The organism is Pseudomonas sp. SDO5532_S415 (assembly GCF_054071155.1).
Genome location: NZ_JBSVWS010000158.1, coordinates 1 through 13,798, shown reverse-complemented (window position 1 = coordinate 13,798; position 13,798 = coordinate 1). Strand labels below are relative to the sequence as shown.

At 57.9% G+C, this 13,798-nt stretch carries 13 protein-coding genes and 1 pseudogene; 8 read left to right on the top strand and 6 right to left on the bottom strand.

Annotated elements, in window-relative coordinates; all coding sequences use genetic code 11:
• Positions 1-143: 143 nt before the first annotated feature.
• The gene (locus tag ACW9HW_RS24615; protein WP_095194186.1) at positions 144-1,730 is read right to left on the bottom strand and encodes an ABC-F family ATPase; all 1,587 of its coding nucleotides are present in this window, start codon (positions 1,728-1,730) and stop codon (positions 144-146) included.
• Positions 1,731-2,113: 383 nt separating this feature from the next.
• On the opposite strand from ACW9HW_RS24615, the gene lpxO reads away from it, so the two are divergent.
• Complete coding sequence (lpxO, locus tag ACW9HW_RS24610; protein ID WP_095194355.1) at positions 2,114-3,013, top strand: lipid A hydroxylase LpxO; 900 nt, start codon at positions 2,114-2,116, stop codon at positions 3,011-3,013.
• Positions 3,014-3,116: 103 nt separating this feature from the next.
• Here the strand turns inward: lpxO and ku are convergent, their stop codons facing one another.
• The gene (gene ku, locus ACW9HW_RS24605) at positions 3,117-3,977 is read right to left on the bottom strand and encodes a non-homologous end joining protein Ku (protein WP_457401990.1); all 861 of its coding nucleotides are present in this window, start codon (positions 3,975-3,977) and stop codon (positions 3,117-3,119) included.
• 191 nt (positions 3,978-4,168) lie between these two features.
• Here ku and ACW9HW_RS24600 point away from each other — a divergent pair, with 191 nt between their 5' ends.
• Together ACW9HW_RS24600 and ACW9HW_RS24595 are read left to right on the top strand one after the other, a co-directional pair.
• Complete coding sequence (locus ACW9HW_RS24600; protein ID WP_095194188.1) at positions 4,169-4,525, top strand: hypothetical protein; 357 nt, start codon at positions 4,169-4,171, stop codon at positions 4,523-4,525.
• Positions 4,526-4,553: 28 nt separating this feature from the next.
• Complete coding sequence (locus ACW9HW_RS24595) at positions 4,554-5,705, top strand: PQQ-dependent sugar dehydrogenase (protein WP_457401989.1); 1,152 nt, start codon at positions 4,554-4,556, stop codon at positions 5,703-5,705.
• Positions 5,706-5,850: 145 nt separating this feature from the next.
• Here the strand turns inward: ACW9HW_RS24595 and rimI are convergent.
• Positions 5,851-6,297 (bottom strand): annotated as a pseudogene (gene rimI / locus ACW9HW_RS24590) (ribosomal protein S18-alanine N-acetyltransferase); the annotation flags it as partial.
• A gap of 92 nt (positions 6,298-6,389) precedes the next feature.
• Between rimI and ACW9HW_RS24585 the strand changes: the two are divergent.
• Complete coding sequence (locus tag ACW9HW_RS24585) at positions 6,390-7,964, top strand: RimK family protein (protein ID WP_457401988.1); 1,575 nt, start codon at positions 6,390-6,392, stop codon at positions 7,962-7,964.
• A gap of 7 nt (positions 7,965-7,971) precedes the next feature.
• On the top strand, positions 7,972-8,895 hold the full coding sequence (locus ACW9HW_RS24580) for a magnesium transporter CorA family protein (RefSeq protein WP_095194191.1): 924 nt from the start codon (positions 7,972-7,974) through the stop codon (positions 8,893-8,895).
• Positions 8,896-9,020: 125 nt separating this feature from the next.
• Here ACW9HW_RS24580 and ACW9HW_RS24575 read toward each other — a convergent pair whose 3' ends face one another.
• The gene (locus ACW9HW_RS24575; protein WP_457401987.1) at positions 9,021-9,356 is read right to left on the bottom strand and encodes a DUF2834 domain-containing protein; all 336 of its coding nucleotides are present in this window, start codon (positions 9,354-9,356) and stop codon (positions 9,021-9,023) included.
• A gap of 247 nt (positions 9,357-9,603) precedes the next feature.
• Between ACW9HW_RS24575 and ilvA the strand changes: the two genes are divergently transcribed.
• Together ilvA and ACW9HW_RS24565 are read left to right on the top strand one after the other, a co-directional pair.
• Entirely contained in the window at positions 9,604-10,614 is a 1,011-nt protein-coding gene (ilvA, locus tag ACW9HW_RS24570; RefSeq protein WP_457401986.1) for a threonine ammonia-lyase, biosynthetic, read from the top strand.
• 347 nt (positions 10,615-10,961) lie between these two features.
• Positions 10,962-11,234: a DUF1652 domain-containing protein gene (locus tag ACW9HW_RS24565; RefSeq protein ID WP_095194194.1), complete on the top strand. Its 273-nt coding sequence runs from the start codon at positions 10,962-10,964 to the stop codon at positions 11,232-11,234.
• Here ACW9HW_RS24565 and ACW9HW_RS24560 read toward each other — a convergent pair.
• Both ACW9HW_RS24560 and ACW9HW_RS24555 read right to left on the bottom strand, forming a co-directional pair.
• Positions 11,231-11,626 (bottom strand): hypothetical protein, encoded by a 396-nt coding sequence (locus ACW9HW_RS24560; protein ID WP_095194195.1) that lies wholly within the window; start codon positions 11,624-11,626, stop codon positions 11,231-11,233. The two genes, ACW9HW_RS24565 and ACW9HW_RS24560, sit on opposite strands and share 4 nt — an antisense overlap.
• Positions 11,627-11,713: 87 nt before the next feature.
• On the bottom strand, positions 11,714-11,986 hold the full coding sequence (locus ACW9HW_RS24555; RefSeq protein WP_095194196.1) for a DUF2790 domain-containing protein: 273 nt from the start codon (positions 11,984-11,986) through the stop codon (positions 11,714-11,716).
• A 446-nt stretch (positions 11,987-12,432) separates the two neighbouring features.
• Between ACW9HW_RS24555 and ACW9HW_RS24550 the strand changes: the two genes are divergently transcribed.
• Positions 12,433-13,734: an OprD family porin gene (locus ACW9HW_RS24550; RefSeq protein WP_457401985.1), complete on the top strand. Its 1,302-nt coding sequence runs from the start codon at positions 12,433-12,435 to the stop codon at positions 13,732-13,734.
• Positions 13,735-13,798 lie beyond the last annotated feature (64 nt).

Here is a 13,798-nt window from a genome sequence, read left to right as displayed (position 1 = left end):
ACAGGGGAATGCATTCCAAATGTGGGAGCGAGCCTGCTCGCGAATGGTCTTGGCAAAAAAAATCAGGTCATGAAATGCAAAAAGCCCCATCACCAGGACAGGGCTTTTTCTTGCAGCTTGCAGCTTGAAACTGATAGCTGCCCTTAGAACACCACACCCTGGCTACGCAGGTAGTCATCGTAGGTGCCGCTGAAGTCGGTCACGCCATTGGGGCTCAGCTCGATGATGCGGGTGGCCAGGGACGATACGAACTCGCGGTCGTGGCTGACGAAGATCAGCGTGCCCGGGTAGTTCTCCAGCGCCAGGTTCAGCGCCTCGATGGATTCCATGTCCAGGTGGTTGGTCGGTTCGTCCATCACCAGTACGTTCGGTTTTTGCAGGATCAGCTTGCCGAACAGCATGCGACCTTGCTCACCACCGGAGATGACCTTGACCGACTTGAGGATCTCGTCGTTGGAGAACAGCATGCGACCCAGAGTGCCGCGAATGATCTGCTCGCCCTGCGTCCACTGACCCATCCAGTCGAACAGGCTGACATCGTCTTCGAAGTCGTGGGCGTGGTCCTGGGCGTAGTAGCCCAGCTCCGCGCTTTCGGTCCACTTCACGGAACCGGCGTCCGGGTTCAGTTCGCCCATCAGCGTGCGCAGCAGGGTGGTCTTGCCGATACCGTTCGGGCCGATGATCGCTACGCGCTCGCCGGCTTCGACGGTGAAGCTGAAGTTCTTGAACAGGGTCTTGCCGTCGAAACCCTTGGACATCTGCTCGATGGTCACGGCCTGGCGGTGCAGTTTCTTGGTCTGTTCGAAGCGGATGAACGGGCTTACGCGGCTCGATGGCTTGACTTCGGCCAGCTGGATCTTGTCGATCTGCTTGGCGCGGGAAGTGGCCTGCTTGGCTTTCGAGGCGTTGGCCGAGAAGCGGCTGACGAAGGTCTGCAGTTCGGCGATCTGTGCTTTTTTCTTGGCGTTGTCCGACAGCAGTTGCTCGCGGGACTGGGTCGCCGCGGTCATGTACTCGTCGTAGTTGCCCGGGAACAGGCGCAGTTCACCGTAGTCCAGGTCGGCCATGTGGGTGCAGACGCTGTTGAGGAAGTGACGGTCGTGGGAAATGATGATCATGGTGCTGTTACGCGCCGTGAGAATTGTTTCCAGCCAGCGGATGGTGTTGATGTCCAGGTGGTTGGTCGGTTCGTCGAGCAACAGCACTTCCGGATCGGAGAACAGCGCCTGCGCCAGCAGCACGCGCAGTTTCCAGCCTGGTGCGACTTCGGTCATCGGGCCGAAATGCTGTTCCAGGGGAATGCCCAGGCCCAGCAACAGTTCGCCGGCGCGGGATTCGGCGGTGTAGCCGTCCATTTCGGCGAACTCGGTTTCCAGCTCGGCCACGGCCATGCCGTCTTCTTCGCTCATTTCCGGCAGCGAGTAGATGCGGTCGCGCTCAGCCTTGACCTTCCACAGCTCTTCGTGGCCCATGATCACGGTGTCGATCACGGTGAATTCTTCGTAGGCGAACTGGTCCTGGCGCAATTTACCCAGGCGTACGTTCGGCTCGAGCATGACCTGGCCACCGGATGGCTCGAGGTCACCGCCCAGAATCTTCATGAATGTCGACTTGCCGCAACCGTTGGCGCCGATCAAGCCATAACGGTTGCCACCGTTGAACTTGACCGAGACGTTTTCGAAAAGCGGCTTGGCGCCGAACTGCATCGTGATGTTAGCTGTAGAGATCAAAGGTTTTTCCTGCGAAGCATTCTGAGTAGCAAGGGGTGCGGCCGAGTCGAAGTGCGCTGAGGCCGGGGTCATACCCGTCATCAACCAAGGGGGGGCGCGTAAAGTTTGGCGGCGATTGTACTGGTCTGGCTCTTTAAACGATAGGGCAATAAGACCGCAGCGCTGCTTTGACCATTCCCGGTGGACAGATTTTCACACTTGAACGCTAACAATTGGTTACAGACGATGGCTAAAATGCCATCTTTCTACCGGATGCCGATGTCCGGCGTCGCTCAAGGACGGGCGCAGAGACCGCTGTTTCGTTTTCAGACGCTGCACAAGACCCGCAGGTTGCTGGCTGGCAGGGGGCGCAGTTTGTTCACTTCTGACGTGTGACGATTTCCGTGAAACTCATCATTGCCGCAATTTACGTTGTATCCGTTGCTTACGTTCACCTGCGTGGTCGCGTGCGTCACAAACTCGGCCGCCAATTGAGCGATCACTCGACGTTTCTCGCACCGATCAATTGCTTCCTTTATCTGTTCTCGAAGATCCCCAACAAGCCTTACCTCAATCCGGCGGATTTCCCCGACCTGAGTCCATTGCAGGCCCACTGGGAAGAAATTCGCGCCGAAGGCCAGAACCTGCTGCGGGCCGGTGAGATCAAGCGTTCGAACCAGTACGACGATGTCGGCTTCAACTCGTTTTTCAAGACCGGCTGGAAACGCTTCTATCTCAAGTGGTACGGCGACAGCCACCCGTCGGCAATGAAACTCTGCCCGCGCACCACCGAGCTGGTGCAGAGCATTGGCTCGATCAAGGCTGCCATGTTCGCCGAGTTGCCCCCGGGTTCCAAACTGGTGCGTCACCGAGACCCCTATGCCGGTTCCTACCGTTACCACCTGGGCCTGGAAACGCCCAACGACGCCGGTTGCTACATCAATGTCGACGGCCAGAACTACCACTGGCGCGACGGTGAAGCGGTAATGTTCGACGAGACCTACATTCATTACGCCGAAAACACCACCGGGCAGAACCGCATCATTCTGTTCTGCGATGTCGAGCGTCCGATGAAGTACCGTTGGGCGGCAGCGTTCAATGGCTGGTTCAGCCGCACCGTCATGTCGGCCGCCGGCGCTCCGAACGAGGCGGGCGACAAGACCGGTGGCATCAATCGTCTGTTCGGCAAGATCTACAAGATTCGCCTGCATGGCAAGGAACTGAAGAAGCGCAACCGCAAACTCTATTACCTGCAGAAGTGGGCGATCTTTGGTGGTTTGCTGGCGATCTTTGTCCTGATCTGAAAAAGCCTTCGCGAGCGGGCTCGCTCCCACATGGGGCCTGCGTGCACCGCAAATCCCCTGTGGGAGCGAGCCTGCTCGCGAAGAGGCCGGGACATTCAACACATCACTTGCTGACTTTCTTTCTTGCCGCAGGTTTGCTTGCAGCTTTGGGCTTGGAGGCTGGCTTATCTGCCCCCTTGCCACCCAGGCTACGCTTGAGCAACTCGGTCAAATCGATCACATCCGCCGTCTTGCGAGCCTCTTCCCCCGTATCCGTTTCAACATCCTCGATCTTGCCTTCATGGGCCTTTTTGTCCACCAACGCCATGATCTTGTCTTCGAACTCATCCCGATAATCGTCCGGCGACCACTCGGCGCTCATGTCTTGCACCAGGCGCTTGGCCATGTCCAGTTCACCCTTGGCCAGTTCGGCCTTGGTCACGTCCGGACCCAGGGCGAGCTCATCCAGGCTGCGCACTTCCGCCGGCCAGCGCAGTTTCACCAGCACCAGGACCGATTCCAGCGGCATCAAGGCGGCGAGGTACTGACGGGTATGCAGCACCACGCGCGCTAGCGCGACTTTGTTGGTTTTGGTGAGGGTTTCACGCAGAAGTGCGTAGACCTTGCCGCCGCGCTTGTCCGGTGCCAGGTAGTAAGGCGTGTCGATGTTCTGCAACGGAATCTGCTCGCTGTCGACAAAGGAAAAGATATCGATGGTCTGGGTCGACATCGGATGTGCGGAGCGGATTTCCTCTTCGCTGAGCACCACGTAGCGACCTTTTTCGTAAGCGACACCTTTGACGATGTGTTCCTTGGTGACTTCCTTGCCGGTGACTTTATTCACGCGCTTGTAGCCCACCGGGTCCATGCTGCGACTGTCGAGCCAGTCGAAATCCACCCCTTGCGATGAGGTCGCCGAGACCAGCGCCACAGGAATATGCACCAGCCCGAAACTGATTGCGCCTTTCCAGATTGCCCGTGCCATGGTCGTCTACTCGCAAGTGATGTTCAGGTGACCCGCGCCCTTGTGCAAAAGTTTCAGTGACTTGCAGTCCGTTCCAGTGCTGGATCAACTTCGTGTTACATCTCGCCGTGGAGGTTTTGGTTAACAAATCCGAACCCTGGGCGTAGCGTGCTATCGAAGACACTATTCACGCATTCGTCGAGAGGCTTCCCATGAACCGATGCGTACCCGGCCTCATCCTGCTGGCCTTGAGCGGCGTTCTCGGCCATCAGGTTCTCGCGCAGGGCGTTTCGCCGCGAGAACCGTTGCAGGTCGCCCAAAACCTGCCAAACAGCAACAACAATCCCTACAACAGCCCGATCCGCCGTGCCAACCCCAACAGCATGCAGGGCACCCAACCCAGCGCGCCGGCCATTCGCGGGCCCAATACCGTGCCGGTGCCGCGACCGCCGACCCTCGACAACGGCGGCATTGGCAATCGCTATCCGCAAACTCAGTCGCCCCCTGCCAGTGCGCCGAAATTCATACCCAATCCACCTCATCGAGACGCTGCCACCGGCAATCGCTGAACCATCTACATGACAAAAGGAACCGTCCATGTTTTGCAAATCTCTCCCGGCCTTTGCATGCGCCGGCGCTTTAATGGCCGCCACGCTGCCTGCCTTGGCGGCGCCTTCCCAGGACCTGAAAAGCGAGCAGGGCACCCTGGAGGTCACGCCGATCGTCCAGGGGCTGGAGCATCCTTGGGCGCTGGCATTTCTTCCTGACCGCAAGGGCATGCTGGTGACCGAACGACCCGGCAACCTGCGAGTGGTGAGCGCCGACGGCAAACTCTCGGCACCCATCAACGGCGTGCCCAAGGTCTGGGCCAAAGGGCAGGGCGGTTTGCTGGATGTGGCGTTGTCACCGGATTTCAAGCAGGACCGCACGATCTATCTGTCGTACGCCGAAGGTGGCGGTCAGGGTGGCAAGGCCGGCACGGCCGTCGGTCGCGGGCAGTTGTCCGAAGATCTGGCGAACCTGAAGAATTTCACCGTGATTTTCCGTCAGGAACCCAAGCTTTCCGTCGGCAACCATTTCGGTTCGCGACTGGTGTTCGACCGCGATGGTTATCTGTTCATTACCTTGGGCGAAAACAATGATCGCCCGACCGCCCAGGATCTCGACAAACTGCAAGGTAAGGTCGTGCGGATCTACCCGGATGGCAAGGTGCCGAACGACAACCCCTTTGTCGGTCAGGCGGGTGTGCGCCCGGAGATCTGGGCCTACGGCGTTCGCAACCCGCAAGGCGCGGCGCTCAATCCCTGGACCGGCACCCTCTGGGAAAACGAGCACGGTCCCCGGGGCGGCGACGAGGTCAACATCATTGAACGTGGCAAGAATTACGGTTGGCCGCTGGCCACCCACGGCATCAACTATTCCGGCCTGCCGATCCCGGAAGCCAACGGAAAAACCGCCGAGGGCACCCTCCGGCCGCACCATGTCTGGGAAAAATCCCCGGGGCTGAGCGGCATGGCGTTCTACGACGGGGATCGCTTCAAGGCCTGGCAGCACAACGCATTTATCGGCGCACTGGTGACCCAGGAACTGATCCGCCTGCAATTCGACGGCGACAAGGTCGTTCACGAAGAGCGCTTGCTGGGCGAACTCAACAAGCGCATCCGCGATGTACGGCAGGGACCGGATGGGTATTTGTACGTGCTGACCGATGAAGAGAACGGGGCGTTGTACAAGATCGGCCTCAAGTAGCTTTTGATCCTGTGGCGAGGGAGCTTGCTCTCGTTGGGGTGCGAAGCGCCCCCCGGCATTCTTTCTGGCTCATCGTGCAAACAGGTCTTGCGACGGCTGCGCCGCCGAACGGGACGGTGCGGCGATCCGACAAACTCCCTCGCCACAGGATGCGTTTTTCCAGGCGCAATGCATCGGCATGGTCCTGGTAATAGTCTTTCACCAAGGCAAAGCGCTGGTAACCATTACGCTCATACAGAGCAATCGCCCCTGGATTGTCGATCCGCACCTCCAGGCGCAAATAGGCGCAATCGTGCTCTAGAGCGCAGGCTTCGACGCGATCGAGTAACTGCTTGCCCAGTCCATTGCCCCGGGCCTGGGCCGCGATGGCAATCGAATACAGACGCGCGAGCGACGTGCCTCGGTGGAACAGCACCACCGCATAACCCAACAGATGCTCACCGCGTTGGGCCACCAGCAGTTGTCCGTGGGCGCGGCTGATCATCCATTGAAAGCTGCGACGGTTGAGCCGGTCTGTGGTGAAGCATTGCTCTTCCAGTTGCAATAAAGCGGGTAAGTCTTTGATTACCGCCGAACGAAAAAGGGTATTCATATGACCGCCGTAAAAGTTGCGTAACGGAACGAGACTTTCAAAAAATCTCGTGCTTAATAGGAAAGGTCTTGTTCTCCAACGGATCAATCACTATGTCAGCGGTACAAGGTCATTGGCGCGAAGTATCCGAGCAAACTTTGCCAGCGGCAACTTATTTAAAAGACACCAGCAGAACTTCGAGCCAGTTGATTATCATCGTCGAACGCAAGGAAGACTGGGCCTCTTATTTTCCCAGCGAAGACATCGTCACGGCTCAGGAATACCTGGAACAAACCCGCGACAATGAGCAAGGCAAGCGCGTTCAGGTCATCAACCTGTGCCGCAGCTACAAGTACCTGGGGCACGGTTATTACTGCTCGCTGCTGGGCGAAGCCCGCGGGCACAAGGTCATTCCGTCGGTGCGGACTATCAGCGAACTGACCCGGAAATCCCTGTATGGATTGGCGCTGGACGATCTGGATAAAGCCCTGGAAAAAGCCCTCAGCCATCATGCTTACAGCGACACCGAGGGTTTTACCCTGACACTTTATTTCGGCAAGACCCATATTGAACCCTTGCAGGATCTGGCCCGACAGTTATTCGAAGTCTTTGCCTGCCCTATCTTGTTAGTTGAATTTCGCCGAACGAATGGCTGGCACATCGAAGGCATAAAGTCCGGCGCACTGCACAAGTTGCGAGAGGATCAGGAAGATCAATTCGCCCATTCCCTGGACAGTTTCAGTCGCAAGATCTGGCGCCTGCCGCGTTCACGACGGCTGGCCCGTTATGACCTGGCCATCCTGCACGATCCCCAGGAGGCTTTGCCGCCGTCGAATGCCAAGGCGCTGGACAATTTTGTCAGGGTCGGCAGGACGCTGGGTATCGACGTCGAATTGATCGAACGCAAGGATTACGCACGGATTGCCGAGTACGACGGCCTGTTGATCCGCGAGACCACCAGCGTCGACAACCACACATACCGCTTCGCCAAGAAGGCCGAGAGCGAAGGACTGGTGGTGATGGACGACCCGGCGTCGATCCTGCGTTGCACCAACAAGGTGTACCTGACCGACCTGCTCAAGAGCCATCAACTGGGCATGCCCGCCACCGAAATCCTCTACAAGGAGCGACCGGAAGACTTCGAACGGGTTGGCGAACGGCTGGGATTTCCGCTGGTGTTGAAAATCCCCGACGGGTGTTTCTCCCGAGGCGTGATCAAGGTCGAAAGCCAGCAAGCGCTGCTCGAAGCCACCGCCGAGCTGTTCGAACACTCGGTACTGTTGCTGGCACAGGAGTTCTTTTACACCGAATACGACTGGCGCATCGGTGTGCTCAACCGCAAACCGATCTTTGCCTGCCAGTACTTTATGTCCAAGGGCCACTGGCAAATCTACAACCACAAGGCCAAGGGCCAGGCCATCAACGGCGAATGCCGCACCCTGGCGGTTCACGAAACGCCGCGGGCAGTGGTGGAACTGGCGGTCAAAACCGCCAACCTGATCGGCGATGGCCTCTACGGGGTCGACCTCAAGCAGTCCGGCGACAAAGTGGTGGTGATCGAAGTCAACGACAACCCGAACCTGGACGCCGGCATCGAAGACGCCTACCTGCAGGACGACCTGTATTCATTGGTGCTGGAAGAGTTCGTTCGCCGCCTGGAGCTTAAACGTCGCGGCCAGGCCTGGTGAGCGGCCGATGATCAAGCGTTTTCAATTGGCGGATGGCGCGTTGCACGCCGTTGATCGCCTGGATGCCGACGTCATGTTGTTCAGCAACCCCGATGCCGCCGAGCGGGACCTGCTGCACAGTCACTTCAAGCTTGATGAGCATGCCCTGGCTTCGGCGCTTGACCCCGATGAGGTTTCACGGATCGAGTTCCACCCCGACAACCTGTTCCTGATCTGGAAGCGCCCGGAAAACTACTCGGGTGCCGGTAGTCTGTCTTTCGAAGTATCGTCCTGCGGCCTGCTGTTTTGTGCGGATCGACTGCTGGTAATCGCCACTGACGACGCACCGCTCAATGGGCTCGGCAGGGGAAAGGCATTGAACACGCCGCAGGATGTGTTACTTGATCTGTTGTTCAACAACATCCATCACTATTTGGGTCACCTGAAAGTCATCAAGCTGGTTGCCCGGGAGTTGCAACAGAAATTCAACGCATCGATGCAGAATCAGCACCTGATCCAGATGTTCAATCTCAGCGAAAGCCTGATCTATTACATCAACGCCATCCACAGCAATGGTGCAGTCCTGACCCGGCTGCGCAACCATGCGCAAAAGGAACATTTCGACGCCCATGCCATTGGCCTGATCGACGATCTGATCATCGAAAACAACCAGTGCTACAAACAGGCTGAAATCTACTCGACGGTGTTCTCCGGGCTGATCGACGCGCGTGGCAACCTGATGAACAACAGCATGAACAACCTGCTACGCAAGTTGACGTTGATCAACGTGGTATTCCTGCCGTTGAACCTGATCGCGAGCATTGGCGGCATGTCCGAGTTCAGCATGATGACGGCAGGTACGCCGTGGTGGGTTTCCTATCCGATGTTTCTGAGCGCAATGATGCTGGGGGCGGGGGTGATGGTGCTTGGGCTGAAGCGCTTGGCGAAATGAATCAGGTGACTGTAAGACCGTCTTCGCGAGCAGGCTCGCTCCCACAGTGGATCTGCGGCGTTACTGCTTTCCGTGGGAGCAAGCCTGCTCGCGAAGGCAATACCAACAGTACTTCAAATTCGGGATCAGCCCTGTTGCGAAACACTCACCGATTTTTTGATGGCCTTGAGATTACGCACCACCAGATACAACAACGGCCCAACCGACACAAATACAGCAGTAACCACCAGATACGGCACCACCGACCAGCCCGATTTCCCGCGCTTGCGCGCATCCTTGTACATCCAGATGCCGGCCAGCGTCGCCAGCAAATAAAGATCAATGACCACCTGCGCTGTATCCGGGCGTGACATGAGGCTGATGCCAAAATCGATCAAAGACTGTTCGGCCTGGAGCATCACCGAAACGGTGTAGCCGGCAAAGGCAATCAGGGCAATCAGGGGTAGGGCGACAGGCTTCATGGTTTCCCTCCTTGGGACGATGAGCAGAATTGCCAGCCTACAGCGGCCGATGGACATTAGCCATTGACTTGCCATCAGCACCCGGCTAGTTTTCGGGCATGACTTCCACAGTATTGCGCTGCCAGCCAAGCATTATTACCGCCATTCCTCATTTGGCGGGCTAGCTCACGACTGCAGCACCCAACCCGCCCTAGAGGCGGGTTTTCATTTTCTGTCTCGGGGTTCTGATCAATATCAGGAGACGAACATGAGCGCCACCGCCCAACAGACCCTGCTAGAGCATTACGTCAAAAAGATCCTCGCCGCGCCGGTCTACGAACTGGCCGTGTGTACGCCGCTGCAACCGGCCCCCGCGTTGTCCCAGGCGCTGGGCAATAAGATTCTGCTCAAGCGCGAAGATCTGCAGCCGACCTTTTCCTTCAAGATCCGTGGTGCCTACAACAAACTGGTGAACCTGAGCGCCGCGCAAAAAGTTCGCGGCGTGATCACCGCTTCGGCCGGCAATCATGCCCAGGGCGTGGCACTGGCAGCTCGGGAGTTAGGCATCGAGGCCACGATAGTCATGCCTGCCACCACGCCGGAGTTAAAGGTGCTGGGCGTGCGCAGTCGCGGCGCCGAGGCATTGCTGCACGGTGAGAGCTTTCCGTTTGCCTTGACCCATGCGCTGGAACTGGCACAGCAAACCGGCAAGACCTTTGTTTCGCCCTTCGACGATCCGGATGTGATCGCCGGACAGGGCACTGTCGCCATGGAGATCCTGCGCCAACATCAGGGGGCGCTGGACGCGATCTTTGTCCCGGTGGGAGGTGGCGGCTTGATCGCCGGCATCGCGGCGTACGTCAAATACCTGCGGCCTGAAGTGCGCATCATCGGCGTAGAGTCAGAACATTCCGCTTGCTTGCGCGCAGCGCTACAAGTCGATGAGCGTGTGGTCCTGCCCACCGTGGGCACCTTTGCCGATGGCGTGGCGGTCGCGCAAATCGGTGCCCATGGCTTCGAATTGTGCCGGTTTTGCGTCGATGAAGTGCTGACAGTCAGCAATGATGAACTTTGCTCCGCGATCAAGAATATCTACGACGATACCCGTTCGATCACCGAGCCTTCCGGCGCCCTGGCCGTGGCTGGGATCAAGCAGTACGTAGCGCGCACCGGCGCCCGGGGCCAGAGCCTCGTGGCCATAGATTCTGGCGCCAACATCAATTTCGACAGTTTGCGGTATGTGGCAGAACGCGCCGGGTTAAGTGACGTTCCGGCGTGAAGGTGGTGGCCAGCAGCGGACACATGAAGGTCCGCTCCGGCACGATAATCCGGTTACTCCATGACAGCTTTGTCGAGCTGACCCGACGCCGCAGGTCGAATTTTTTACGCCGTCTCAACTATTGCAAACAGGCAAGTGTGTGCAAATTGCACGGTGATCGCAGGCGCTTTTTTGCAAATTGCATGGCAGGTGTTAATGCGAGGTTACACAAAACCTTGATTTACCGATGAACAACCGGGCGCATTCCAAGGCATGTTTTATGCTGTATCTGTTCTTGAGCTGACCGGGATATCAAATGAGTCAGCGCCGATGGTTGATTGGCAGTCTCACAAAAGGAGAGGGTCGCCATGTTTCTTTCTGCCTTGGAACTTCGCAATATCATTGAAAGCAGTTTCCTGCCGAGACGCTGCCAATGCACGCTGTCGCCGGATTTGTCGATGACCGTAAAAGTGTACGCCGATGGGGAAACCGACCATTTGGATCTGTTGAAGACGGGTATCGATGCCCGGCGACTCAATGGCTGTCGGGAAATCAACGAACTGATCGCAGGGTTGCGCACCGATCTTCAGCATCACTACATCGAACCCGGGCATACCCAGCCGATGCGTAAAGCACTTTAACCCGCGGCTTCGAACTCCACCGACACGCGCCGGGTCTGAAAAAAAGCCAGGCCCAGCGCCAGTTCCACTCCGACCGCAAGCAAGATACCCGGTCCGGCATGGCCATTGAGCCATTCACCGAAGCCCAGTACCGCCAACCCCCAGCATCCGACCATGAAGCCATTGCTCAGCGCATTGCGAGTCGCAGAGGGCGCTTCGTTGCGCACCAGATAAAACATCACGCCCAACGCCAGAAACAGCACCGCCGTGCGTCGGGCAATCAGACCTGCCGCCAGTGAATAGTCGATATCCCAGGTGGCCAGCATCCAGTCGGGTATTACACCCCAGATCAAGGCCAGCAACAGACACAAAACGGCGGTAAAAATCGACAACGTGCGAAACGAGAACTGCATGGCTGATCCTTGCGGCAGTGAGGGATCCAGAGCATAGCGTCAGATCCCTCACGCGAATACCGCAAGGCGTTATTTCAGACTTTTCCGTCAGTTCTGATAACTGCAGGCGTCAGAAAGTTTCCGGTAAGCGAGCTCCGCAGGTTTACCCGACTGATCATCGATGTAGGTCATTTTCGCAGTGATCACTTCACAGTCGAGTGTGTCGGGTTCGGTCAGCGCAATGACCTTGCCTACATGCAGAGGCATGCCGTAGTGGTAAGAGGGCACGGCTTGAGAGGAGGTGGTGTCGTTGGCCTGGGCCAGACCGGTAAACGAGACACACACAAAGGCAGCGGAAACGAGCAGGGCGCGCGAGTTCATGAGGCAATCTCCAGTGCAGTCGCAAGGTTGCTCGACGTGTCGTCGAACCTGCCGCACTGGGCGTCAGAGGACTCTGAAGGCGTGCGGTCCAGTAAGTGTTGGACCGCACGATTAAGCATTGGTTAACCCACCTGAACGCCACCTGTCGCTTTGCCACTACCGTTTGGCGGTTCTCCTGCAGGAGCGAGCATGGGTTTGTGATGCACGTGAACGATAACGCGTGAGGTCAGACGCCCAGCGGTGCCCTGGGGTTTCTCGCGAGTGAGCTCGCTCTTACAACATTCCAATCCCGTTCAGACTAAAGTCGTCTGCATTCAGGAAAAGCCCTCTGCCATCATTGCCCTTCACCCCCGCGTGTTCACTTCCCCGGCCAGCCACTGGTCCGGGCGAAGGCTATTTTTGGCTGCGTGCGCCCTGGCGTCCGCGCAGCACTGTTGGAGTTTTTCATGCGTCCCCCCTTTACCTTGATCACCGCGCGCCAGTCACTCGGCTTCGGCGCTTTAGTCCTGTGTGCCGGTTTTACCGGACCGACTCAAGCGAGCGGTTTCATCGATGACAGCAAGGCAAACATCGAATCGCGCACGGTGTATTTCAATCGTGATTTTCGTGACGGGCACACGTCTACCGAGCAAGGCGCGTCCAAGCGCGAAGAGTCGGCCCAAGGCTTCATTCTCAACCTGCAATCGGGGTACACCGAGGGTACGGTCGGGTTTGGTGTCGATGCATTGGGCATGCTCGGTATCAAGCTCGACTCCAGCCCGGACCGTAGCAACAGCGGCCTGCTACCCTCCAGCGGCAGTAACCCGCGAGGCTCGGTGGACCAATACGCCAAGCTCGGCCTGACCGCCAAGGTCCGGGTCTCGCAAAGCGTGTTGAAGTACGGCGCGTTGTTGCCGGACGTGCCGTTGCTCAAATACAACGACGGACGTCTGCTGCCGACGATGTTCAACGGCGCGATGCTTACGTCCAGGGAGGTCAAGGATCTGTCCTTCATGGCCGCGCGCCTGGACAAGTACACCGCCCGGGATTCCACGGATTCCCAGGACATCCGCGTGCACTGCAAGAACAAGCGCTATGCCTGCAACATCACAGCCGATCATTTCGATATGTATGGCTTTGACTACAAGATCAATGAACGCCTGACCGGCCAGTATCACTACGCCGAACTCGAAGACATCTACCGCCAGCATTTTCTCGGCTTGCTGGCCAACCAGCCCTTGGGCGGCGGCGTGCTCAAGGCCGATTTGCGCTTGCTCAAGAGTGCCGACAGCGGCGCGGCCCGCGCGGGCTCCATCGACAACCGGGCGCTGAGCGGGATGCTAGCCTACGCCATCAGCGGCCATACGTTCAGCGCCGGTTGGCAGCGCATGAACGGTGACAACTCGATGCCGTACCTGGATGGCACCAATCCGTATCTGGTCAACTACGTGCAGGTCAACGACTTTGCCGCCGCGCAAGAGCGCTCATGGCAGTTGCGTTACGACTATGATTTCAAGGCCATCGGCCTCAACGGCCTGACGTTCCTGACCCGCTACGTGAATGGCGACCACATCAAGGTGCCGGGCAGCGATCAGGAAGGCAAGGAGTGGGAGCGCGACAGCGAACTCAAGTACGTGGTGCAGAGCGGGGCGTTCAAGGATGTCAGCCTGCGCTTGCGCAACGCGACGTATCGGACCAACTACGAAAAATTCGCCCGGGATGTGGATGAGACCCGGTTGATCATCAGCTACAACTTTTCGGTTTTGTAGCGCCTGACAAAATGCCTTCGCGAGCAGGCTCGCTCCCACACTGGATCTTCAGTGAACACAAAAC